This window comes from Gemmiger sp. An50 (genome assembly GCF_002161595.1).
Taxonomy (GTDB): Bacteria; Bacillota; Clostridia; order Oscillospirales; family Ruminococcaceae; genus Allofournierella.
Genome location: NZ_NFID01000001.1, coordinates 261,603 through 284,954, shown reverse-complemented (window position 1 = coordinate 284,954; position 23,352 = coordinate 261,603). Strand labels below are relative to the sequence as shown.

General features: G+C 53.2%; 21 protein-coding genes. 4 read left to right on the top strand and 17 right to left on the bottom strand.

Going from position 1 to position 23,352, the window contains the following annotated elements; genetic code table 11:
• Positions 1–50: 50 nt before the first annotated feature.
• The 15 genes from mobP3 to B5G03_RS17550 form a co-directional block, all read right to left on the bottom strand.
• Positions 51–1,286, bottom strand: coding sequence for a MobP3 family relaxase (gene mobP3 / locus B5G03_RS01350; RefSeq protein WP_242962247.1), 1,236 nt, complete (start codon positions 1,284–1,286; stop codon positions 51–53).
• A complete protein-coding gene (locus B5G03_RS01345) occupies positions 1,267–1,749 on the bottom strand; it encodes a ribbon-helix-helix domain-containing protein (protein WP_006354114.1) in 483 nt (160 codons plus the stop codon). Before B5G03_RS01345 ends, mobP3 begins: the two co-directional genes overlap by 20 nt.
• A 329-nt stretch (positions 1,750–2,078) precedes the next feature.
• Complete coding sequence (locus B5G03_RS01340; protein WP_087180012.1) at positions 2,079–2,975, bottom strand: hypothetical protein; 897 nt, start codon at positions 2,973–2,975, stop codon at positions 2,079–2,081.
• A gap of 2 nt (positions 2,976–2,977) precedes the next feature.
• Entirely contained in the window at positions 2,978–3,973 is a 996-nt protein-coding gene (locus B5G03_RS01335; RefSeq protein WP_242962246.1) for a DUF3991 domain-containing protein, read from the bottom strand.
• 74 nt (positions 3,974–4,047) lie between these two features.
• Positions 4,048–4,638, bottom strand: a complete 591-nt coding sequence (locus tag B5G03_RS17750; protein ID WP_242962245.1) for a DUF4314 domain-containing protein — start codon at positions 4,636–4,638, stop codon at positions 4,048–4,050.
• A complete protein-coding gene (locus B5G03_RS01325) occupies positions 4,622–5,209 on the bottom strand; it encodes a hypothetical protein (protein ID WP_242962244.1) in 588 nt (195 codons plus the stop codon). The genes B5G03_RS17750 and B5G03_RS01325 overlap by 17 nt, the downstream gene beginning before the upstream one ends.
• Positions 5,196–6,089, bottom strand: a complete 894-nt coding sequence (locus tag B5G03_RS01320; RefSeq protein WP_087180010.1) for a hypothetical protein — start codon at positions 6,087–6,089, stop codon at positions 5,196–5,198. Before B5G03_RS01320 ends, B5G03_RS01325 begins: the two co-directional genes overlap by 14 nt.
• A 154-nt stretch (positions 6,090–6,243) precedes the next feature.
• Positions 6,244–7,338 (bottom strand): hypothetical protein, encoded by a 1,095-nt coding sequence (locus tag B5G03_RS01315; RefSeq protein ID WP_087180009.1) that lies wholly within the window; start codon positions 7,336–7,338, stop codon positions 6,244–6,246.
• A 16-nt stretch (positions 7,339–7,354) separates the two neighbouring features.
• On the bottom strand, positions 7,355–7,561 hold the full coding sequence (locus tag B5G03_RS01310; RefSeq protein ID WP_087180008.1) for a hypothetical protein: 207 nt from the start codon (positions 7,559–7,561) through the stop codon (positions 7,355–7,357).
• A gap of 4 nt (positions 7,562–7,565) precedes the next feature.
• On the bottom strand, positions 7,566–16,001 hold the full coding sequence (locus B5G03_RS01305; RefSeq protein ID WP_481808399.1) for a GNAT family N-acetyltransferase: 8,436 nt from the start codon (positions 15,999–16,001) through the stop codon (positions 7,566–7,568).
• Between the two features lie 40 nt (positions 16,002–16,041).
• Positions 16,042–17,082 carry a ParB N-terminal domain-containing protein gene (locus B5G03_RS01290; protein WP_087180004.1) on the bottom strand — a complete coding sequence of 347 codons (1,041 nt, stop codon included), beginning with the start codon at positions 17,080–17,082 and terminating at the stop codon, positions 16,042–16,044.
• Positions 17,075–17,857: a ParA family protein gene (locus tag B5G03_RS01285; RefSeq protein ID WP_021633062.1), complete on the bottom strand. Its 783-nt coding sequence runs from the start codon at positions 17,855–17,857 to the stop codon at positions 17,075–17,077. Before B5G03_RS01285 ends, B5G03_RS01290 begins: the two co-directional genes overlap by 8 nt.
• Entirely contained in the window at positions 17,839–18,414 is a 576-nt protein-coding gene (locus B5G03_RS01280) for a helix-turn-helix domain-containing protein (RefSeq protein ID WP_006354099.1), read from the bottom strand. The genes B5G03_RS01285 and B5G03_RS01280 overlap by 19 nt, the downstream gene beginning before the upstream one ends.
• A gap of 1 nt (position 18,415) precedes the next feature.
• Positions 18,416–18,946 (bottom strand): helix-turn-helix domain-containing protein, encoded by a 531-nt coding sequence (locus tag B5G03_RS01275; RefSeq protein WP_021633063.1) that lies wholly within the window; start codon positions 18,944–18,946, stop codon positions 18,416–18,418.
• A 468-nt stretch (positions 18,947–19,414) separates the two neighbouring features.
• Positions 19,415–19,576 (bottom strand): hypothetical protein, encoded by a 162-nt coding sequence (locus B5G03_RS17550; protein WP_164496657.1) that lies wholly within the window; start codon positions 19,574–19,576, stop codon positions 19,415–19,417.
• 91 nt (positions 19,577–19,667) lie between these two features.
• Here B5G03_RS17550 and B5G03_RS01270 point away from each other — a divergent pair, with 91 nt between their 5' ends.
• The 3 genes from B5G03_RS01270 to B5G03_RS17965 are packed head-to-tail and all read left to right on the top strand — an operon-like array spanning position 19,668 to position 20,201.
• A complete protein-coding gene (locus B5G03_RS01270) occupies positions 19,668–19,871 on the top strand; it encodes a helix-turn-helix domain-containing protein (protein ID WP_087180130.1) in 204 nt (67 codons plus the stop codon).
• A gap of 3 nt (positions 19,872–19,874) precedes the next feature.
• Positions 19,875–20,090, top strand: a complete 216-nt coding sequence (locus tag B5G03_RS01265) for a helix-turn-helix domain-containing protein (protein ID WP_087180003.1) — start codon at positions 19,875–19,877, stop codon at positions 20,088–20,090.
• A 3-nt stretch (positions 20,091–20,093) separates the two neighbouring features.
• Positions 20,094–20,201 (top strand): helix-turn-helix domain-containing protein, encoded by a 108-nt coding sequence (locus tag B5G03_RS17965; protein ID WP_087180002.1) that lies wholly within the window; start codon positions 20,094–20,096, stop codon positions 20,199–20,201.
• A 53-nt stretch (positions 20,202–20,254) separates the two neighbouring features.
• On the opposite strand, the gene B5G03_RS01255 is transcribed toward B5G03_RS17965, so the two are convergent.
• Together B5G03_RS01255 and B5G03_RS01250 are read right to left on the bottom strand one after the other, a co-directional pair.
• Positions 20,255–20,959 carry a DUF6320 domain-containing protein gene (locus tag B5G03_RS01255; RefSeq protein WP_087180001.1) on the bottom strand — a complete coding sequence of 235 codons (705 nt, stop codon included), beginning with the start codon at positions 20,957–20,959 and terminating at the stop codon, positions 20,255–20,257.
• A gap of 7 nt (positions 20,960–20,966) precedes the next feature.
• A complete protein-coding gene (locus B5G03_RS01250) occupies positions 20,967–22,247 on the bottom strand; it encodes a hypothetical protein (RefSeq protein ID WP_087180000.1) in 1,281 nt (426 codons plus the stop codon).
• Positions 22,248–22,412: 165 nt separating this feature from the next.
• On the opposite strand from B5G03_RS01250, the gene B5G03_RS01245 reads away from it, so the two are divergent.
• On the top strand, positions 22,413–23,351 hold the full coding sequence (locus B5G03_RS01245) for an alpha/beta hydrolase (RefSeq protein ID WP_242962242.1): 939 nt from the start codon (positions 22,413–22,415) through the stop codon (positions 23,349–23,351).
• Position 23,352: the final 1 nt, after the last annotated feature.

Genomic DNA, 23,352 nt, shown 5'->3' with positions numbered 1-23,352 from the left:
TGCGGTTTATAACCGCAAAACTTTTCGACAATATATTTGATTGCGGGTCACTATGGCTCCATACCTTTATCTTTGTGCCGCAGATACCACTCTTTTCGGGCTGCCTTTGACAAATCTGTACTCATCGCCTTTTGCCGGTCATCATATTCCATATCAAGGCTCATGGCAGTCTGCTCCAAAGCAATCAGAATCTCGCAAATCATCTGTTCGGTGAAGTAGGCTTTGCGGGCCTCTGTATATTCAAAAGACTGGACCTCACGGTCTTTGCACAGCATGGTGCGGATCACGTCAAGAATTTTATTGGCAATCAGCTTATCGGCCTCCGCCACAGCCTTTTCCTGCTGTTCTTTGATGTGCGCCGGGTCGGTGTCATAGAGCATGGCAAGACGGGTCTTGCTCTCTGCGTAGTCCTGTACCAAATTGCGGATGTACTCGTTGTTTTCCTTTAAGAAGGCAACAAAGGCATCCAATTCGGCCTTCACATCCTCTGGAAGCAATTTGTAATACAGCCGCCCCTTTTTCGGCATTTTCTCCTTCAACGCAAACAGGCGTGAGATAAAGGGGGCAATCTTCATTGCACCAACAACGCTATCCAAAGGGGAAGTCCCCAGCTCATCATCCGTGATACGCCCAAACGCTTCACGCAGGCGGCGATATTCCTGCGGGTGAAGATGCTCCATGTACTTCTCAAACTCGTCAATCATTTCGTCTGTGATGGCCGACAGGTGTTCCTTTGCCCGCTGTTTGGCCTCGCAATACTCTTTGATACGCTCGGCAAAGGTATCTCGAATGAGCTGCTTACGGATTTTATCCGGGATGCTTGGATGCACAAAAGGGATCATTGTTCGCTGATTTTTATTCCAGAACACCACATGGATGTGGGGATGGCCTTTTTCGTTATGGTGGGCGGCCACCCATTGCAAATCCTGCACCCGGATTCCATTGAACTTTGCCAGAGTCAAAATGTGGCGGTCAATATAGTCCTCCCACGCTTTATGATCGGACAGTCCCAATTCAGCAGCCGTTTCAGGTGAAAAAGAGATAATACCACGATACATATTGACCCGACGATAGGAAAGCTCCCGAACCAGGCGGGCGGCTTCCTGCCAGGTGTCAAACTCTTTGACCGCCCCCGGCTCCAGCTTGCCAAACAGTCCGTGGCGCATCCCCTCATTCTTCACGGCACCGGGACGAGTTGCAATGTAGCCGATATGGGCATAGTTGCCTTTTGGAGTTTTCTTATAGTTAGGGTGCCGGTGGCGCTGCTTATAAATCAGAATCGACACGGGAACCTCCTTGTACGGCATGGATGGCTTTCTGCATTTCCTCGTCATCCATGAAAGTACGCAGCGCATCCGCGTTTTTCTGATTGGCAAATGCTAATGCCCGCTTTCGGGCCGCCGACTCAATTTTTTCAAAAGACGAATAGCGATCTTGGTCAATGAGGTCTGCAATAATGGCAATGTTGGCATAATAGCCCGCAGCCGATATGATCGTCAGGCGATTTATCAGTCCGGCCAATCGGTTTCCCAGGGCTTTGAGCTGCCCGCTGAGTTCCTGCCGGATGACCCCGTTTATCATGTCAATATTTTCGGCGGTGGTTTCCAAATCCAGATATTCGTCAATCGCCCTGCGCACTTCTTTGGAAAAGTCCGTCCCATTCTTGGCTGCCAGTTTATTGAGCGCCCGAACTGTATCTTCCGGCAGATGGAGCGTCTTGCGCTCTGTTTTAATGGGCGATTCCTTCAAATCAATCCTCCTTTCAAATGAGTGAGTGCCAGACAACAGGCCCCAACCAATACTTCTCACATTCTCGGCGTTAGAATGGTTAGAATCGGCGGGTAGAATGGCTGAAAAGAGAGGTGTGACAAAAATCACACCGGAACTTGAAAGTCATACCGATTCAAAAACCCGCAAACCCGTTGAAAGCACTGCTTTCAAGCTGTCAGCCCGCCGTCAGGTATGACGGCTATTCCTGCCTTAACCGAGAACCGCAGGGCGTGGCCTGCGGATTCCGGTTGCGGGGCGCCCCCGCAGGGGGGGCGGGCAGGTACAGATGAAAAGAAAAGTGCGGGCTGTCACAGCTCAAAGTCATCTTCCAGATCTTCTTGGGCGGGCGCCCACTCGGTAAAAATCTCCGCCATGATTTCGTCCTTTGTTCCTCGGACAGAGCAGCCCTCATTGGCGTAGTCCTCCAGATTGGAGAGCCGTTCAGGGATACGGTAGAACGCAAACTGCCGTCCCGGTGTCTGAATGAACAGCCGCATTTCATACCCGTCCTTCGGGTTCATTGCGCCCATCAGTTCATCCAGGGTTCCAACCCGTTCGCAGGCTTCGTGCAGGATGGAGTGCAGCATATCTTTGGGAATCTCCGCAGACCAGAAAGAGTAATCGTCTTTCCCATGACAGGTGATAGTCTGGACTTTTGCAAAGGCGATCCGGTCGATCTTCTCCAGCGCAGAGTTCAAAATGGCCTCGGCCTCCGGCGGATGGTGGCCGCAGAGTTCCATATCCACCACAGTTCCCACGGCCTCTGCTTCTTGCTCGGTCAGAACGATGTCCACTTTTTTCTGTTCATAGGTATTTCCACGGCCATTGAGCATCAGGGAACATTCAGCAGCGATGCGGAACATCCTGTAATAGTCGTCCGCAGTTTCTCCCAATGTCTTGCCGGTGGCAAAGTTTTGAAAACAGCGTTTGCCGTCCTTATCGCGGCAGGCCAGAGAAATGTCCAGATAGATACCTTCACTGGCACCAAAATTGGGAATACAGAGCGCCTGGTCAAATTCAGGCAGCTCGCCCGTCAGTTCATCGGAGAACAGGAAATACTCATCCGGGAGCAGACCTTTCAGTTCCAGGTGCGTTTGCAGTCTGTCAAAGGTTTCTTTTGCGTCGGCCATGCCGATGTGCCGGACACGCCGCTTTTCATCCGGCTCACTCCAGCGATCCAATTCAAAGGTTTTGATTTTTGCCAATTTTACACCTCCATACCTTGTTCCGGTTCTTCCTCGGCGCTCTGTTCAAATGCGGTTTCCAGCTCCGCCATACGCTGACGGTCTAAATCCTCCACAGAACGCCCCTTCCGCATTTCCACCAGGTCGGTGTTAAAGTCGTTCAAATGCGGCACATGAACCGCGCAGGCATATCCCTTTTCGGTGTATGCCTTCATCCATTTTGCCGCTGTAAGCTGCCCCCAATTTCGCAGTTGCCCATTCTTGTCACGGGCCAGATAGTCATTGTCCACCGCAAACACCAGCCGCTTGATCTGCGGATGGCTTTCCAGATAGCGGTCAATGGCTCCATTCCAAAGGCAGCCGGTAGAGATACGGTGATCTTGTGTCCAGTCGTGCCCGTAGAAATCAGCGGCAATAGAAGCATGGCTCATCAGGTCGATGGGTGCCTCGGTGACAATCAGCAGATCGGTTTGGCCCTCGTGAAAAAAAGGGTAGCTCTTATCTGAGCCGGTAGCATCCATTTTGAAGGAACTGTTTTCTCTGGCCGCCCGCATAGAACAGTACCGGGCTGTTCCTTCAGCATCGTAGCCCACAAACACGCAGTTGCCATACTTTTTTTCCTGATAGACCATCTTTCGATTCATAAAGTGGCTTACGATTTTAGGGCTGATACCCCGGACAGAAACCAGATACCAATAGGCCCGCTTCATGTTGTCTGCCTTTTCGGGCAGCACCAGCGGCTCCCGTTCTTTTTTCTCATAGGGAATCACTTGCCTTACGGATGGAGAGAACTCCTTGCCGATCAGCTTGCCCACCGCTTCGGGGAAAGACAGGTTTTCCTCCCGCATGACAAAATCAATGGTGCCGCCTTTGACACCATCATCGGGGCCCGTCCATTGGAAAAAGCGATTGTTTTCGGGGAAGATGTAAAGCCCGCCGCTGTGCTTCATGTGGACAGCTTTGCGGCCTGCCTTTTCCGGCTCATATCCATAGCCACGGGCCAGGGACAGAATATCCACGCTGTTTGCCTTCCTAATCTCATCCTCGGTAAATTTCTGATACGCAGCGGCGCTTCTGCTCATATCACATCACCTCACAATTCCAAATCAGGCTCCTGTTCTTCGCTGCTCTCAATTACAGGCTCCTGAGTCATATCCTGATGAAAATGGTCAACGCCCGGAATAAGCGCCAGCGAAGAACCATTCTCCCAATGGCAATGAATTTGCCCCAGATCGTCAACGGAATCTACGATGCCGGTCAGTCCCGCAGGCATTTCACGGTAGGGATCTTCCATCTTTTCATCCAGCACAACCTTGGTTCCGGGCTGGTAGTTCTGCCGGATGAGCTTTGCCTGCTCGTACTGATATTCCGGCGATCTGGTGGGCGCTTTCTTTTCTCCCGGTTGGATCGGGATGCCCTCTGCATCATAACAGGCGGGATCGGCGGCAGGAACATTCCAGCCAAACATGGACCCGGCCAGCATAGCCGCTGCCTGTGCCTTTGAAATGCCCTCATGGGTATTGAACTGATTTGCCAGAACCTTGTTATACTCACGGTCGCCGGTGGAGTAGGCACAGGGATAGTAGCCCTTTTCGCCGCGCCTGACCTCTATGAGCTGCCCGGAACCGGGAAGAACTGCATAGCAATGTTCCGGCAGAGCAGAAGAATTAAAGTTCTTCGCCATAGTCAGCCTCCACTTCATACTCCGCAGAGTCCGCCGCGTCGATCTCATAGAACTCATCCAGGTCAAATCCGGCTTTTCCGATTTCCTCGTTGCTCATGCCGAGTTCATCTCTCAAATGGCGGTATAAGTCCCATCCGGCATAGTTCTGTGCCGCCCATGACAGCGCCTTATCCAGAATCAAACGGGTGCGATCTTCGCCCAGGCTCTCCAGAGAACCATTGCGGATGGCATTGAACTCATGGTCGGACAGGTTCAGCAGCCGATATGCTTTCTCAAACTGCGGCTCCTTTGCACAGTCCGGGAGCATCAGATTTTCCGTCTGCTCCACAAAGCCATAGTCCAGATTGCTATACTGAACATCACCGGCACGGCAGGCCGCCCGGAACTGTTCAAAGCCCTTCATATTGCTGAAGCCCCGGTAGTCCATTGTGCCGCCGAGAATTTGGGCGCCGATGATGGTATGCAGCATTTCTTCATCCGTAGTGGCGGCCACGATTCGCATGGAACTTCGCTCCTTGCTCAAGGTGCAGCCATACAGGATGAAAACATTCACTGTGTTATCCAGGCTCACAGTCTAATCCCTCCGTTTCTTCCTGCAATCGCTCCAAATACTCGTCGATGTCCGGTTCCTCATACTGAAATTGGAGCGATTCAACGATTGCCGGGTTGCAGTCCTCCGGCAGATACTCCTTTATAGCATCCTGAACATCCCGGATTTCCCCCAGGAATCCCCAGCAGCTATCCACCTCCACATCTTCCTTGAAAAGCTGGAATCCATAGCACTGGTTGGTCAGGTAGTAATCGTACTCCTTGACTTCGGCTTCCAGGGTTTGACGAACCTTCTCCAATATTTCAGGGGTGATTTTCCCGTGTTCCTGCTCGATCATCGCTTTATCTGCGTAGATCCAGCCAACCTGACCGGAATCCCACGGGCAAGAAAAGCCGCAGGTGTTCATGGTGATCCCGCTGTGATCGTACAGGTAAAGCGGAAGAATCACCATGCCATCCATTTGTTCCACCAGCGAAAACAGTTCGCCGGTGGTGAGGGCAGAAAGGCAATCATCCAAAAACCAGTCCGGGACTTCATCTTTCAACGAGGCCGCATAGCTGGAGGACACATACCAATCGCTGTCTGAACTCCAGTGCTGATTCTCCTGCAATTCCCACTCCCGCGTGGAGCGGTTGTATTCCAATCGGGCATCTTTGGCCCTGCCAGATTTGAGAAATGCAAAAACCGGATTGTTCCGGTCATGGCCGCTGGAGTATTCAGAAAACAGCAGGCTCCGCAGGAAATCGCTTGGCTCATCATAATCGTGCTTCTCGCCCAGGTTGTATCTGCTATGCCAGCAGACCATTTTTCCCAGGCAGTCGTGATCCTCACGAGGGTTCATAGGGGTATCATCATCCAGGATGAAAAGAGTGTAGGGTGCCATTGTCGCTGTCATCGGCATATCGTTTCACCTCCTTCCAGACAGGTCGATTCGCTTAGTTGGCGCCGTGGCGGTTGCGATACCAGCCAAAATAGAAAAGGCCGCCAATCATGGCGGCGGCAGCGGATACGCTCAAAATTGCTTTTTTCATATTGGCTCCTTTCAAAAAACAGATTTACAGTTCCATATCCTGTTCTTCCTCACAGTCCAATACAGGGCTGTCCGGCGGGGACGCCCCATGTTCTTCAAACTGCTGTCGGGTCTGAATCGCAGCGGACAGTTGGGAAAGCAGATCAAACATTTTGGTGCTGTTCCGGCTGCCTTTGAAGTAACGATAGTGCCATTCTCCGTTTTGGGGTTCATACCGGATGCTGTGAAGCGAATTGATGATCCAGCCCTGTGTTTTGAGAGGAACAGGAATTTCATGCTCACGAAAGAGCTGCATAATGAGAGATTTACCGTTGATCTCCCGGTTTATCACCTCCTTTCCCGCCATAATATCTCCTTCGGCCTCACGAATGGCGGAATCGTAACGGGCCTGTCGTTCTTGTGCCAACTGTTGTTCACGGACTTCTTGCTGCGCCCGCCTTTCATCAGCTTGCCGCTGCCGTTCCGCAGCAATGGGGGCATTGTGGGCTTTTGCTTCCTCATACCGTCCAAGCAGATTTGCAAATCCCAGATCAGCCCACCGGTCCGGGGCTTCCATACTCTGATTGAAAACCCTCTCGATCTCACCCCGGATGCCATGCTCCAGCGTGGGCAGCCATTTCAGAACTTCTTCAAGTCGGTGCCGCTGGTCAATGCCCACCATAAACCCGTCACATGGAATATAAACCGTTTGGAAGAACTCCCGTTTCTTCTCCATTGTGTAGAGTTCAATGCCATTTTCGTTGTAGAAGCGGTAGTAGTAGTGCTTGTTGCCCATCAGGTCTTTGGCAAAAACCCGGTTCTCGTCTTTTTCCTTTGGCGGAAAGATGTCCTTTTTCTTTTCATCCGGTCGGGTATAGCGGGGAGAAAGACCGGTGCGCTCCAAACTGTCTGCAATCAGCTTTTGGACTTTTTCAATACCGCCATGCTTCTCAACGAAACCGGCCAAGTCCTCCGCCTGCTGGAGAGAACAGAATTGCAGCCCGGTTTTTCCTTCATAAACGGAGCCTCTATGCTGAAACAGGTCCAGGCCAAACTCATTGCGGACCGGCTTTGTTTCTTGGGCTGGCAAAAAAGCACCTTCTCGAAAGAGATAGCCGACAGCCGAATGTTTCTCGCCCATATATCACCACCTCACATCACTGCTCCAGCTCATGCTCGTTGTCATCGTCCAGGCGCAGAGCAAGGAACTCTTTGATACAGTGTTCCGCCGCCTCGTCAGTGGGGTACAGCAGTTCCACCGTCAGGTCGTCCAGGTTCTGATCTTCCAGACGGGGGTAGCCCGACAGTGTGTTTTTGATATACGCCGTGAGAAGATCATGGGGGCTGAATGCCTCCAGCAGCATGATCTTATACTTCGGCAGAAGCGCAGGAAGGAACTCTTTCAGAATCCCAATCTTCCTCGCCATCAGATCGTTGTCCGTTTTCATCCAAAATCACCTCGCTTTCCTGTAATGACTCAAACTCCAACTTGGTATTGATTTCTGTGAGTTGGGCAACCTTTTCCGACAACTCATCCTCATAAATAAACGGCTGTCCAACCTGTTGTTGGGCAACCGCCAGTTGTTTTTGTACTTCCTCTAACTCACGCTGGGCCTCTTTAAGATAGCCGGGAATCCGTTCGGCAAGGTGTTCAATGCGGGTGATAGCACCTAAAGCGGAAGTTCCAACCTCCGTTGTGTAGTGGTGGTTATATCTCAAAACCAATCGTGAAACATACCCAACCGACAGATACAACGGGAAACTGCGATAAGCACCAATCTCAAATTCTTCCGAATCGTCCTTTGCGCCTTCCTTTATCATGCGATAGAGCAGCCCGAAGGCTTCTCCGGCCTCTGACCGTTCTGTATAGCGTTTGCCATCCAGGACAATCGAAAAGTCGCTGCCGGCCGATTGGTTCAGCAGTTTAATATCCTCACCGATCTGGTCGATTTCTTTTTCATACCGCTTTATCTGCCCAGGATAAATAGTGCTGATTTTGCGCTCCAAAGAAAGCTGCTCGTTACTCCACGCACCCCGCAGAATTTTCAATTCCGTGACCCGGTTTTCCAATTCCATCTTCTGTGCGACCATCGGATTGTCGGTAGCGGCCGCCTTGAACTGTGCGGCAGACAGGACGGTTTCATCCACATCCTCACAAGAGCGGGCAATGTGTTTTCCGGTGAGAATCTGCGTGATATAGCGCAATTTCTGCTCCTGAATCTGCCAGAGATACGCATCAAATGTTCCTTTGGCCACGAATTGCTTTATCATAATTTCAGGGTTTTCGTTGCCCTGCCGTACCCCACGTCCATTTCGCTGTGTAATGTCAGAGGGCTTCCACGGACAGTCCAGATGGTCAATGGAGATTACCTTATTCTGAACATTCACGCCGGTTCCCAGTTTGCTGGTGCTGCCGATTAAGATACGGACTTTTCCTTGGCGGGTACGCTCAAACAGCTCCTGCCGCTGTGCTTCAGAAGTGGCGTCGTGAACAAAGGCAATCTCCGATTCCGGCACACCCTTTGCCAGCAGCACATTTCTTATTTCATCATATACATTGAATTTCCCGGCTTTGGGAGTGCCAACATCACAAAAGACAAGCTGCGTGGAAGCAGAGGCGGCGGTGTCCTTCCAAACCTGATAAACATCCTCAATGCAGACACTCAACTTACTTCCTGTACCATCCGCATCCGGTCGAATCAGGCGCGGGTCAATCGCCATCAGGCGGGCCTCACCGGTCAGCTTCAGCATATTATCTTCTTCCGGCTTCACTCGGCCGGTTCGGATTGCTTCCGCCCGCAGAATAAAATCGGCCATGATCGCCTGCTGTGCGGGTGTGGCTTCCACCGAAACAATCTCCGCTTTACCAGTGCGAACAGCCGGGAGTCCGGGAATATCCAACATATCCGCTGTTTTGATGTCAGCGACCTCACGAAAGACAGCCATCAGTTCAGGGAGATTGTAGAAGCGGACGAAGCGATCACGCATCCGATAGCCGCCGCCCTCCGGCTTCAATTCCAGCACAGAGGTTCGTTTGGCAAAATGAGCGATCCAGGTGTCGAAGTAGGACCAGCCAAAGCGTTCCAACTCCTGCGGCTGCAAATACCGCTGCATGACGAACAGTTCGGAAATCGAGTTGCTGATTGGCGTTCCAGTCGCAAATACTACGCCGCGCCCCTGATTTGTTTCCTGCAAATACTGACATTTGAGCAGCATATCAAAGGCGCGTTGACTGCTTGAGGTTGTAATACCAGCCACATTTCGCAGTTTTGTAAAGACAAAGCAGTTTTTGAAAAAGTGCGCCTCGTCCACCATCATCATATCTACACCGAGCTGCTCAAAGGTCAGCAGATCGTCTTTCTTTTCCTCGGCAGACAGCTTTTTCAGCCGCTCATCCAGATTTTTGTGGAAAATGACCATCTGCTTGACAGACCAATTCTCGCCGTTTTCGCTCTTGATCTCATGGATTGCATTTTCAATATCGTTGATCTGCCGTTCCAGCATAGCGATCTGCCGCTCTGTGGAGATTGGGATTTTCTCAAATTGACTGTGCGCCAGAATCACCGCATCATATTCTCCGGTGGCGATCTTGGAAATGTAGCGGTTGCGGTTTTTAGGGGTAAAATCCTCTGCGGTGGATACCAAAAGATTTGCGTTGGGGAAAAAGCGGTAGAACTCTGTTGCCCACTGGCCTACCAGGGGATTGGGAACTACAAACACCGCCTTGTGGATCGCTCCCAGGTTTTTGAGGTACATCCCGGCGGCAATTAAAGCAGCGGTCTTTCCGGCGCCTACCTCATGTGCAGCAAGCCCCGTCCCGGTATAGATGACACGGGCAGCAAAATCAAGCTGATGCTTCCGCAGCTTCATCTCCGTGTTCATGCCGGGGAATACCAGATGGCTCCCGTCAAACTCACGGGGACGAACCGTGTTAAAAGTGTCATTGTAGATTCGCAGAAGCGTATCCCGGCGCTCCGGTTCTTTCCAAACCCAAGACGCAAACGCCTCCTGAATCTGCTGCTGTTTGGCACGGGCAATCATGGTTTCCTGTGCGTTGATTACATATTTAACCGACTTGTTGCCCTTTTCATTGATGTATTCCTGCCGGTCACGGACAGTCGTGGACTGCATATTAAGGCAATCCTCAAAAATCTCATAAGCATTTTTCCGCTTGGTTCCAAAAGTCTGGTTGACCATTACGGAATCCGGTTCTGCGCTTTTATTGGTGACACGCCAGGTCGTGGTATAGGAGAAATACTCGATGTCAATGCGGTGCCGGTTGTCGCCGCCCTCGATGACCTTTTCATATCCGCTGGTCTGGAAGGTTTCATACATGAATTGGCGATAATACTCAATGGGAACCCAGATGGCGCCCATATTCACTTCAATGTCGGCAGGAGTCAGCGGCTCTGGCTGTACTTCCTCCAGAGCCTCGACATTCCGGGCAAAGAGTTCCGGTTCTTCCGCCGCCTTCTGACGTGCATAGAGCAGCTTATCCCTCACATGACCACTGAGATATTCTTCTGCGAGTTCCCATCCCTCCAGCGGGTTGCCGTAGTATTTTTGGGGATTGAGATAGATGCGAGTATCCAGTTCACGCACCAATTCTTCCGGTTCTTTTCCCGTCAGGAAGGACATATAGGGCAGATCCACCCGCAGCTTGTGATTCAGGCAGATTTGAAGGGCGTCCTCTGCGGTATCTGCATGATTGACCTGACGGAAGGGACGGATGGTGGCTTTGGTGAAGATCGCTGATTTATCCCAGCCGGTCTTGTCTTTCCGCTCATCCTCGATAGAGCGCAGCAGGGGGAATTGGTCATCATCAGAAAAAGCGAGGATGTTTCCTTTGGTATTGATGGCTCCATACTTTGCAACGAAGCGGTCATATACCTGATTAAGTGTGTCCTGCGCTTTCTGAAGATCAAGCGGGTCATACTCATGGGACTGGATGTTGATAACCTCCAGCAGCGCAGTACGAATCTCACACAGCCCCTTGATTCTTTCGGCCTTCATGCCGGTGTAAGGCTGTGGGATCAGCTTATCTTTTTCACAGAAAAAGATCTCGCCGTTCCGCACAACATAGGTGAAGTTTTTGGTTCCGGCCGGGGCGTCCTCATACTCTGCATTGCTTTCTTCCGGTTCGTCCGCCTCGATTTCTTCATCCGGCTCTGCGGTGAAACGGGCATACAGGGAATCAACCGCTTGGGTAAGATGCTGGTTCAGGTCAAAATCTTCCGGGGCAACACAGGCTGTCCCATCTTCGTTGCCGTACATATTCCGGCTGCTCACCATCTCGCCCATGAGCATTTCGGGATTGTCCTTGAAATAGCGGTTATAGGCGATCCATTTACTGCGGTCCAGGTCAGTTTCAATCCAGGACGGAAGATTCGTGCGATCAAGTTCTATGGGATGCGCTCTCTTTTTCAAGAAAACAACATCCGCTGTTACATCGGTTCCCGCCAAAGCCTTGAACGCTGTGTTGGGTAGGCGAATAGCACCGATGAACTCTGCCCGCCGCGCGATATATTCTCGAAGGCTCTCGTCCTTGCGATCCATAATTCCTTTGCTGGTGATAAAGGCAATGATACCGCCCGGTTTCGCAAGGTCCAGGGACTTAATGAAAAAATAGTCATGGATGTACGGGTTCAGGTCATTGTAGCGCCGATCATAGATTTTCACGGAGTTGAACGGGATATTGCCCAGAATCACATCAAAGCTGTTGTCCTCAAATTTGGTGGCTTCGTATCCCATGATGGAAATATCCGCATCAGGATAAAGCTGCTTTGCGATTCTGGCAGTGATGGAATCCAACTCAACGCCAAACAGCTTGCTCTCTTGAAACTGCTCCGGCAGCACAGAATAGAAGTTGCCGGTTCCCATACCGGGGTCCAGGATTTTTCTGTCGGGACCACCTTCAAAGCCAAACCGTTCCAGAGCGCGGTAAATGTGCCGGATCAGATCAGGCTCGGTGTAGTAGGCTGTGATGGTGGAGTTCATGGCCGCCTTGTATTCCACATCAGTCAGCAGGGACTTCAACTCCTGATATTCGTTCTCCCAACCAGAGGCCGTACTGGAGAAAGCGTTGGCAAGCCCACCCCATCCGACATAACGGGCAAGGATGATTTGTTCTTCTGGTGTCGCTGTCCGCTTTTCCAGCTCAATCTGCTTGAGCAGCTTGATCGCCATGACATTGTTTTTATATTTGGTCTTTGCCCCACTTGGATACAGGTCATAGTCCTCGGAAAAGCGGAAGTTGTGTGCGGCGACCTGCGGCGCCGCAGGCGGCTCACGAAGGGGCGCCAGATCAGTGCGAGTGGCTTCACCCATAACAGCGGGCGCCTCTGCTGCTGTACCATCGCCCATTCGTACAAAGGCGCGAATGGGGCGCAGTTCTTCCAACTCTTTTTCCAGCCGGTATTGCGTGTCCTCCAGATCGTCCATGTCGGCAGCTTCTTGGGGGGAGAGAATAGCCCCACCATCCAGGCGTCGTACATAAGCGTCAAATTCCCGCGTAATATCTTCAAGGTCATTTTGTACCCGGAGATAGTCGGGATTGGGCTGCTCATCCACCACAGCTTGGTACAGGGCCGAACCATCCTCGGTTAAATACCCCCATACAATTTCCTCATTGGGATATTGCCCTTGCAGATAGCGGAGCATCTGGGTTGCGATACCTTGACGGCGGTAGTCCTCCAGGACTTCAATCATGCTGATATGGGGCCGCCCCTCAAAAATACTGTACCGGATGGTTCCAACCGTCAGCTCACCTCGGACCGCCTGCATCAGCATATCAATCTGCCCATGATGGGCGTCCAGGGCTTCGTCCAAAATCTGCGTTTCCTCCGGCGAGGCTTCCGCAGTATTTTCTACCGGCTCCGGGGCTGCCATGCGGCGGGCGTAGGCGTTGATTACATCCAGGGAAATCCAATCAGGTTTTTCCGGCAGTTGGGCATACAGTTCCCGCATTTTCTCAATCTGTGCATCCACGCTGCCTGCCCACAAATGCTTTTCTGCCCGCTGTCCCGCCCCCAGAAAATACTCGCAGTCAGCACACAGACGGTCTAACAGACGGTATTGGTCACTGAAAGGCTGCACTTCATCCTGCTGCTCCGTCTGGCTGACAACAGGGGTTTCCAGATAGCGGCCTTCATCCACCAGGCGTTGCACGACACCGGCAGCCCGCGCCCAGGACAGTTTCGTTTCCTGTGTTTCGCCCTGCTTATCCTGCCATTCGATAGTGACACCTTCACTATTGAACATGGCGTATTTCACGCCCATTTCATCACCGGAGAACCCTTCATAGCCATATAGCTTTTTTAGGAAAGCAGTAAATTCCGATCCGGTGGGGTGGGTCTGGGCAAACTCGTAGATTTGTTCCTTTTTCCCTGCGGTAAGGGGACCTTTCTGCATGACACGCTCAACAAGCAGATCTTCCGTACTCTTTTCCAGGGACAGAAGCGAGAGCTGCTCCGGCTGTTCTTCTTCCACGACCGGAACAGCTTCGGCAGCCGGACGCAAATCCACATCGACTTCTTCATCATTGACCATCATAGAGGCCCGCACCGGCTCATAGCCCTGGCTGCGGATGTTGTTCAGCCAAGTGGCAAAGAATTTGTTGAATCCATTGATTTTCTTTTCATGTGCGGGGTCGTCGGGATCAGCCTCGTTATAGACACCAATGCCGCTGTTCTCATAGCTGAAAGCCCGAAGTGTTCCGGCCTCTTTGTCGATTTGGAAATCCATATAGGGGTCATACATCCGGTCGCCGTTCTGCATATAGTAATGCTCCATGCAGTAATGGGAACCGTATTTATGGTGAATGACCAGAGGGTAGTAGGCTTCTCCGGCCTCCAGCCGCAGATACTCATATTGACCGGACACAATCTCCGGGAACAACTCTTGAAAGCGGCGGAAATTCTTGTGCGCCGTCGTGTTTCCCTTGACGGGCGGCGGTGCAGGCTGCTCCGCTGTATCTGTGGGGAGAGCTGTTTCGGGGGCCTCCACAATAGCATGGGGATTCTCGTCAGGAACGGATGCAGGCTCGTCACCGGCTGCTGGTGTGTCGTTTTCCATTTGAACAATCGCCGGTGGCTTGACCGGTTCCACTACGGTTTCTCCGGCTTCATAGGCAACAGAATCCAGGACATAATCGAAATCCGCTTCTCCGATGGTCATTTGCCGGTGAGGACCGCCCATTTCATCAACTTCATCAGGGATGTTATAATCCCCGATGGGATCAGGCTGCTCCTCTACGACAGGATTGGGATAGTCGCCGTCCTCGATCATGGCGTCCAGTAAAAACGCCAGTCCGTTCCAGGGAATGTAGGTATAGCCTTCATCAAAGAAAAACGAAATGCCATCCTCACCATGTAGCCGGGTACGATAGAGAAGATCGCCTTGATATTCACGGTCGCCATAGGGAGTAAAGAGAGCCGCAATCTGCCGCCCTTTGTCTGACCAGTCTGGATTAAGCGGCGGTTCTGACAATACGCTGCGAACCGCGCTGTGCAGTTCTGAGGGGTATAGGTTGGTGCTGGTCAGGATGTACTCATAATTGCGCCGGACTTCTGCATCGGTAAAATGGCGTGTCGGTTGTTCCGCAGGAACAGAAAAAGAGCCGTCCTTTTCAGACGGCTCTCCCACAGGTGCGGCGCTTGGCGCCACTTCTGTATTTGGATGTTCTTCGGTCAGCGGGGAATCAGGACTACGCTCTGGAGTACGGTTTCCTCCGCCATCAGTTTCAGACTGTTCAGGTGGCGCGTCCGCTCCATGATGTCCTCGGTCTGCGGGATCGGCTCCTGCTGGAGCATTTGCTGGGTCAGGGCTTCGATCTTCTCGGTCGCCTCGTCCTGTACCCGGTGCATGATCTCCATCAGACTGCCATCCATTTTCAAAGTCGTAAATCGCTCCGGGTGATTCTCTCTGAGGTATTCCAGGGCCATCCGGCCGTACCTGCCCAGAGGCTGATCTGCTTCGCTGCTGTTGGAGATTTGCAGATCGGGCAGCATCATCCCGTCCTGCTCGCTGTATTTCAGATTGATATTCGGTTTGTTCATGTTGTGCCATCCTTTCACGATTGATGATCTTGATGTTCCGTTCCACTTCTAACAGGATGCCTTTGGAAAGGGCGGTTACTGCCGTACCAAGATGAGCAACCAACGGGAGTGTATTGAAATGGCTGACCGTCGCCATGCCATCACTCAACTGGATTTCTTCATCCGGCAGGTGACACTTTTTGCCGATGAAATAAGAAATGCTGTCGGTCAGAAGCTGGATGTATTGGGCTTCAAAACCACCGGCCGGGATCTCGGTGAACAAATGGCCTTTGGTTTCCTGCTTGAGTTCCTGCAAAAAGTGGTTGTAATTGTCTGCGACAGATTCGCTGGCCATCGCATACAGTGCTTGGGAAAAGCCCTGCTTGGGGAAACCGTGTGCATACGACAGGCGCTCGGTCAGGGCCTCTTTCATTTCATCGGAAAGCTGCCAGTCCGTAGGATGAATCTCTTTGCCAGTAGTCTGGCTTACATCAAAGAGATAGTCAAGGGTGAGTTTGGCATTCCGATAGACACAAACAGCAACGCCCTTTGCACGGGGAATCAAATTTCTGCCTATGGCTGCCCATTGCTTTCGTGTTGCCAGAATCGAAACATCCTCGTCCTGTGCGTACACAAGAAGTATGTTGTCAAAACTGTGCTTATGGAACTGCGATGCAAATGCCAGATAATCCCGCCAGTTGTGTTCATTTCGGACAATATAAGGAGCCATGACTTCATATATCGTCCGCAGGCGTTCATCATTTCTCAACGGTATCTGACCTCCTTCCTGTATTGGTGATTATGGTCGGTTATCCGGCCTCTTGCTCGGACTCCTGTCCTTTCTGAGCAAAGTAGAGGGCAAGCGCCTCGTCCACAATGCTGTCGAACTCTTTCTGGCTGATGCTGGCGGTAAAGTATTTCTTGTAAATCGCCGGTTTGACCTTGAACGCCGTAGCCGTGGATTTTTTTGGTTTCCGGTTAAACTCGCCGGACAGAATCTGTTCGGTGCGCTCCGGGGTCAGCTTTCCGGTATATTCCCGCAGCAGGACAGCCTTTCCCTCATTGACCTTGTACTCATTTTCCGAAAGTACATCGTCAACCATCTGCTGTTCCTGTTCGGTCAAAAAGGAGAGCTGTACGGCTGCCACAATCGGGAACTCGGCGTCATCAATTCGCCTTTTCAGCGGAGTAATCAACTCATTGATGCGGAGATAGTTGGCTACGGCGCGGCCTTTTAAGTCGTATTCAGCGCCTAAAATATCCCGGCTTTTCGTCCTGTGGCACTGAGTGCCACTTGTGGAATTTTCCTTGATTTCATCAGGGTTTTCCAGCTTTTTCAGCTCCTCAATAATATCGTTCCGGCGCCCCTGACAGATCATCTTGGAGTAGCGCAGAGCCAGCACCGCCGCTTTTTCAGAGGGTAGCATTTCGGAAAAGGAGCGTTGCAGGACATTGGTTTCGATCACATAAATCCACGCATCTTCATCGGAAAGATTTTCCTTGACGATACAGGGAAGTTCACGGTTTGCAATGGCTGCGGCGTTCTGCCGGTTATGACCGGCCAGCATTTCATACTCAAAGCCATCTTCATCCCGTTCAATCTTGCGGATGATGGCGGGATTCAGGACCCCATGTTCCGAAATGCTTTCTACCAGATCATTGAGCCGGTCGCCCTCATACAGCCGGAACGGGTGGCCTCGGAAAGCACGAATGGCCTGCGGGGGAAGGGTGATGATGGTGTTCTTGGTCGGCAAGGATACGGAAGGGGTGGGTTCAATAGGTCTTTCTTCTGCGGCATCCAAGCCCAGAAGATCGTCAATGGACTTGATGCGCGGATTGATTTTAGGCATTTGCCAGCACCTCCTTTGCAAGTTCCAGATAGGCAAGAGAGGCGGGGTTTGCCTGCTCCAGTTCCATGACGCTCATTCCGTAGCTGTTTGCGTCCCCCACCTTGACCGTGTAGGGAATCTGACAGTTGAAGATGGGGAGCGATTGGAATGCCTTTGTGACCTGACCGTATGTACGGCGATACAGGTTCGTCCGCTTGTTGCATTTGGTGAACAGGATACCGCCGATCTCAATGCTGGGATTTAATTTCCGCTTGATTTTCTTGATGGTGTCCACCAACGCCTGCAAACCGGTCAGAGCGAACAGTTCCGGGTCAATCGGGATGATTACCTCGTCGGCGGCCGTTAAAGCGTTGATGGTCAACGAGCCGAGAGAGGGGTTGGTGTCCACGATAATGTAATCGTAGGACAGCCGCAGAGGGTTCAGCAGAGCAGCCAGGTAGTCATTGCTGTCCGGCGTCATCAGCAGATTTGCCTCCGCAACGGTGAGAGAGCGGCTGGAAGGGATCAAGTCCACAGAGCCGATTTTCTGGATGAACTCGTTGGTATCCGGCAGAGATTCGTCCAGAAGCAGATTGGTGATGAGAGTCCCGGTATTACAGGGCGTCTGGGTCGGCAGGACACCGAAGCTGGTGGTGAGGTTATACTGGGGGTCAAAGTCAACTACCAAGACCTTTTTGCCCATCTCGGCCAGCGCATAGGACAGATTTCGGACCGTGCTGGTCTTGGCTACTCCACCTTTCTGGTTGGCTACAACAATTATTTTCCCGCTTTCCATGATAGAAAACCTCCTATATTTTCGTGGAATTTTTGTGATTTCAAGCGTTTGTTCAAATATGCGTCACTGGCCATAAAGTCGATCAGATTGACCTTCGGGATGATAAATGCCGGACCATGTGAAAGAGCTTTCAGCTTTTTCGTTCTGATCCATTTTGCGACCGTAGATGCCGTGGCGCCTGTTAATTCCGCGGCCTCTCTCGTGGAAACTATGTCGGGAATGTCCCGGAAACTCTCTATGTAGTATTTTCGCAGTTCCTCCGTTGTCACAGATTCGGGAAGCAAGGGCTTGACTGCGTATGTCCCGCTATATGAGCCGGGGGGAAGTTTGTATTTTTCGGGGTGGATTTCCCTGCGCTCAAGGTAGCGAACAATGTCTTTCATCTTAATGGTGTAATTCCGGGTCTTTTTCCCACTCTGTACGCAGGGAACCAGACCGGATTGCAGCAGATAACGAGCTGTGCGTTTGCTGATATGACAGATGATGCGGAATTGCTCTTTTTGGACTGTTTCTGGGTACTGATTCAGTAAATAGCGATACTTGGATACCTGTGCCACATCACTCGCCTCCTTTTTCCTGCCACAGACGCTCAAATGTATCCATCAATTCCTTTTGGACAGGGGTCTTTCGGCGGATACGGCGGTAATATGGGCTTATCAGAAAGTCCAGCATAAAATCCTTTGGGACGGTGTACTGCTTTCCAGGCTGGAAAGCCTTCAGAATCCCTATGCTGATCCACCGCACGATTGCCGAGGACGAAAAGCCTGTAATCTGCTGAATATCCTTTACGGAAAGCAGGTCTGAGTAGGGAGATAGATGTTTGTCATAGAATGTTCTCATAGCACAGATATAGGGACTGTCTGCTTCCTGTCTGCACTCACGCCGATAGAGATAGGCAAGAATGTCCGTCAGCTTGATTTTGTGGCTACGGATCAGGTGGTTTTGCTCAATGGTGTAGGGAATCTCACCTTGTTGCTCCAAATTGTAGGCGGTCTTGGGACAGATGCGGCAGATCTCGCATAGTTCCCGTTGGGTTACATAGGCGGGATACTTTGCGGCGATGTCGGGGTAATACTTGGTCAAATCCATGTGCAGCACTCACTTTCTTGTTCATCTGTCATTGGTAGGTGAGGTACTTCACTGGTGCGTCGCATAATGTTGACTTTTGAAATGAGTTCAAATAAAATTAGGATGACAAATCAAATTGAGATTTGCGTTTTCGTAAAAAGGGATGGGTGTTAAACTCCTCGATCTGGCGTGCAGTTCTATCCTTGTTCTATCCTCCGGTCATAATTCGGGGCAAAAACGGGAAGAACTCGGAAAACCCGGTGGGTTCAAATAAAAGCGAAAAACGGAAGCCAAAATCCGCAGTATACCGCAGCTTTTGGGCTTCCGTTGTGTACTTCCATCTTCGCTTAATTTCCACCAAAAGTCATAAGCGGGAAATGACTCGAAATTTCGTGTCGGGTAAAACCGACCTAGGGTTCGAATCCCTAACTCTCCGCCAAAAAGCCCGCAGGAATCTTCCTGCGGGCTTTTCCTTTTGTATGGTTTCGGTTATTTTTCCTCCGGCTCCTGGGGGAAGGGCAGCAGGACCGGCTCCTGCAAGGGCGTGCGCAGGCACAGCTCCTCGCACTTTTGCTGGGCGGCGATCAATTCGCGAATTGCTTTTTCGGTGGCATCAAACAGGGTCAGATACAGTTCTTTATAGTCCGGCATAGAATCACCTCGTATTTATCAGAATAGGACATATAGTCCTAAAAGTCAAGGGCGCGTTAAGCCCTTTGCTATAGTAGCCTTGGTGATGCATATGAATCTCAGGATTCGTGATCTTCGAGAGGATGCCGACCTGACACAAACGCAGGTGGCGCAGATGCTTTTGTGTGACCAGTCGCTCTATTCAAAATACGAGCGGGGAGAACGGGAGCTGCCTCTGGGGCTGGCCATCAAACTGGCGGACTTTTACCATGTGTCGCTGGACTATCTGGTCGGCCGAAGCGAAAGTAAACAATAGCCAATGGAACGATATCAAAGAATCCGAGACCTTCGGGAGGACCGTGACCTGACCCAGGCGCAGGTAGGCCGGGCAATCAATGTGCCCCAGCGGACCTATGCCTATTACGAAAGCGGGCAGCGGATGGTTCCGCCCCATGTGCTCTGTGCGCTGGCGGATTTCTATCAGGTGAGCGTGGACTACATTCTGGGCCGAACTGACCGAAAAGAGATGAACTGATGTATGAGATATTGCTTGCGGGACCTGAATCAGACTCAGGTGGCAAAATTTCTGGGAATGTCTCAGACTGGATATTCGAAATATGAAACCGGAGAGACCCGGTCTGAATAGAAAAACAGCGGCACGGAGCCATGCTCCGTGCCGCTGTTTGCTTATTCCAAAAATCAGAAATGGAACCGGCGGCGCACTTCGCTGCGCAGGCCGGGGCGCAGGCGCACCACCAGCAGCGGGGCGATCAGGGCCAGGCAGGCGCCAAAGGCGATGAGCGACCAGAAGGGCCGGTAGCTGCCCGAGACGGTGAAGTCGATGAAGAATTCCAGCACCAGCAGGAACAGCCCGATGCACAGGATCACCGCCATGAAGGCGCTGAGCAGCGAGGGCTTTTTGCGGAACACCGCGCACAGCGCCAGCGACGCCGCGCACAGGGCCGCGGTGATGGGCAGCGCCAGGCTCCAGTACCAGCCAAGGCCGCCGGTGAGCAGGGCAATCAGCAAAAGATACAGCGCCAGCGCGGCTCCGTCGATGGCAAGCCGCCCCCACACCGGCAGGCGGCGGGCCAGCAGATGGGGTACGCTCCAGCACCAGAGCAGAGCGGCCGCCCCGGCCACGTAGGCGGACCAGGGAACGCTGCGGCCCACTAGAATCAGGTTCAGCAGCACGCAGAACACCGAGGCGGAGGAAAGCACCGCCGTCACCGCCACCGCCAGCTCCCGCCGGTCGATGGGGGCCACCTCCTGCCGGATGGCCGGGAAGGGCGGCGGACTGGTGCGGTCCACCGGCTGGTTCGGATTGTATACGGGCGTGCCGCACAAAGGGCAGCGCCCGGCGGTGGAATCCAGCTCCACCCCGCATTGCACACAATAAGACATGGCTCGTTTACTCCTTTCGGTTGGAGATGACCTTCACGTGGATGCCCTCCCGCACCAGATGGCGGAAGAACTCCCGCTCCATATCGGTATCCTTCACGATGCCCGCGAAGGTGATGGTCAATATGTCGCCGTAGCTGATGCAGGCGCAGTTGGACCGGGCCGTGTAGGACTGGCCCAGAATCATCTCCATGCGCTCGATGTGCTCCTTCATGGCGGCGGGCACCTTGAACACGCCGGGGTTCGTCAGGGTGGTGGAATAGGGCCGGTTGCCGATGAGCCGGTAGCTCAGATCCAGCGCCAGATTCTTGATGGGCGAGGGCACCAGCTGCAACAGCAGATTGTTCTGCAGCGCCACGTTCCCGGCGATGGTGGCCTGCATCTCCACCCGGTTGATGTGCAGCCGCATCTGGTGATGCACCTGGGAGACGATCTCCGGGAAGGTGTAGTCGCCCAGCTCCGGGTCGATGACCGGGCGTACCGTGAGAATGAAGTTGCGCAGGGTGGGCGAGGGGAAGTGGGGCCGCAGGTTGATGGGCACCGCCAGCGCCACCTGTTTTTCCTTGCGGCGGCCCTCCCGGCGCTGGCGGATCTGGATGGATTCCAGCAGCACCGCCGCCAGATATTCGGTGATGGAGGCCCCGTAGCCCTTGGCCACCGCCTTGAGCTGGGCCACCGACACAAGGCCCATGGTCACGTTCAGGGTGTAGAAGGGCTCCTTTTCGCCCAGGCAGGCATAGGCGGGGGGCTCCCGCATGCCCAGGCACTTGCGGGCGTGGCCGTAGCGGGAATAGGCGTCCTCCTGCTCGGCCGGATCGGGCGGGGCAGTCACGTCCAGCACGCCCCCCTCGTTGGGGATGTCGTGCCCGCACAGCCGCAGATACACCGCCAGCAGGGTGCGGAAGAAGGTCAGTGCGCCGGAGCCGTCCGCCAGGGCGTGGAACACCTCCATGGAGATGCGCCGCTCATAATAGAAAAAGCGGATCAGCCAATCCTCGCCCTTGCGAAAGCGTACCGGCTGGCAGGGGTTGGCGATGTCCGGCTGAACGAAGGGGCCGGGAGCATGGTTGGGCTCGAAATAATACCAGAACACCCCCTGCTTGATGCGCACCGCAAAGCCGGGAAAGCGGGGCAGGGTGGTGTCCACCGCCTGCTGCAGCAGCACCGGGTCCACCGGCTGGCGCATCTGGGCCGAAAACCGGTAGACGGCGGAATAGTCCTCCCGCTGCAGGGCGGAATACATCAGGGCGGCGTTGTCCAGCCGGGACCAGCCGCCGGGAAGGGAAGGCATGGCATTCACCTCCGAAAACTGGGTTTGTTTTCCTTATTTTACCACGTTTTGGGCAAATGGGATGTAAAATTCTCAGAATGTCCATCAAAAGCTGCCGGGGTATGGTACAATAAAAGAAAGGCCGGTAAAAACGATCCCGGCCGGAAAAGAGAACCTATGCTGAAAATGAACCGACCCGACGCGGAGCAGAGCGCTCTGTCGCTGGAAAAACGCTTTGAAACCACCCTGACCGCGGCGCTGAAGGCCATCCATTCCGCCACTTCGCCGGATTCCACCACACCGGAGGATCTGGAGCGGCAGCGCAAGGGCCAGGAGCTGCTGGGCCGCATGGTCACCCCCATGCTGGGCATGCGCTGGGAGCCCTTTGAGATCGGCGGCATGCCCGCCGCATGGGTGCGCCCCGAGCAGGGGGAACACCCCCGCAAAATCGTGCTGTACTGCCACGGCGGCGGCTACACCACCGGCAATCTGGGCTACGCCCGGCCGCTGGCGGCAAAGCTGGCCCAGGGCACCGGCTGCCCGGTGCTGGCCTTCGAGTACCGGCTGGCCCCCGAGCACCCCTATCCGGCGGCCTTGAAGGATGCGGAAAAGGCATGGAACTACCTGATGCACCAGGGCTACGGCGCGGCGGATGTGGTGCTGGCGGGCGATTCCGCGGGCGGCAACATGGCGCTGGAGTTGGTGATGCGGCTGCGGGCCGAGGGCCGCAGGCTGCCCGGCCAGCTGGTGCTGTTCTCCCCCTGGACGGACATGACCGCCACCAGCGAGACCTATGAGACCCGGGGCGAGACCGACCCCATGCTCACCAAAAACTACATCTGCGCGGTGCGCCAGGCCTACGCCCCCGGGGCGGACTGGTCCAGGTGGGAGTATTCGCCGCTGTACGGCGATTTCACCGCCTTCCCGCCCACGCTGATCCAGGTGGGCGACAACGAGATCCTTCTGGAGGATTCGCTGGGCCTGCGCCGGGCCATGCAGGAGCAGGGCGTTCTGTGCAGGCTGGAGCAGTGGCCGGGCATGTGGCATGTGTTCCAGATGTTCCCCATCAAGAAGGCGGCGGAGGCCATGGAAAGTGCCTGCCGCTTCATCCGGGAAGGAAAATAAA

Excerpts from the sequence above, each read along its gene's own strand:
- B5G03_RS17750 (WP_242962245.1), bottom strand. The coding sequence starts at position 4,638 with ATGGCGAAGAACTTTAATTCTTCTGCTCTGCCGGAACATTGCTATGCA.
- B5G03_RS01320 (WP_087180010.1), bottom strand. The coding sequence starts at position 6,089 with ATGCCGATGACAGCGACAATGGCACCCTACACTCTTTTCATCCTGGAT.
- B5G03_RS01315 (WP_087180009.1), bottom strand. The coding sequence starts at position 7,338 with ATGGGCGAGAAACATTCGGCTGTCGGCTATCTCTTTCGAGAAGGTGCT.
- B5G03_RS01310 (WP_087180008.1), bottom strand. The coding sequence starts at position 7,561 with ATGCTGCTGGAGGCATTCAGCCCCCATGATCTTCTCACGGCGTATATC.
- B5G03_RS01290 (WP_087180004.1), bottom strand. The coding sequence starts at position 17,082 with ATGCCTAAAATCAATCCGCGCATCAAGTCCATTGACGATCTTCTGGGC.
- B5G03_RS01285 (WP_021633062.1), bottom strand. The coding sequence starts at position 17,857 with ATGGAAAGCGGGAAAATAATTGTTGTAGCCAACCAGAAAGGTGGAGTA.
- B5G03_RS01275 (WP_021633063.1), bottom strand. The coding sequence starts at position 18,946 with ATGGATTTGACCAAGTATTACCCCGACATCGCCGCAAAGTATCCCGCC.
- B5G03_RS17550 (WP_164496657.1), bottom strand. The coding sequence starts at position 19,576 with ATGCCGGACTATAAAGAACTGTATCTGACCCTGTTTGATGCCACCGAA.
- B5G03_RS01270 (WP_087180130.1), top strand. The coding sequence starts at position 19,668 with ATGAATCTCAGGATTCGTGATCTTCGAGAGGATGCCGACCTGACACAA.
- B5G03_RS01265 (WP_087180003.1), top strand. The coding sequence starts at position 19,875 with ATGGAACGATATCAAAGAATCCGAGACCTTCGGGAGGACCGTGACCTG.
- B5G03_RS17965 (WP_087180002.1), top strand. The coding sequence starts at position 20,094 with ATGAGATATTGCTTGCGGGACCTGAATCAGACTCAGGTGGCAAAATTT.
- B5G03_RS01255 (WP_087180001.1), bottom strand. The coding sequence starts at position 20,959 with ATGTCTTATTGTGTGCAATGCGGGGTGGAGCTGGATTCCACCGCCGGG.
- B5G03_RS01250 (WP_087180000.1), bottom strand. The coding sequence starts at position 22,247 with ATGCCTTCCCTTCCCGGCGGCTGGTCCCGGCTGGACAACGCCGCCCTG.
- B5G03_RS01245 (WP_242962242.1), top strand. The coding sequence starts at position 22,413 with ATGAACCGACCCGACGCGGAGCAGAGCGCTCTGTCGCTGGAAAAACGC.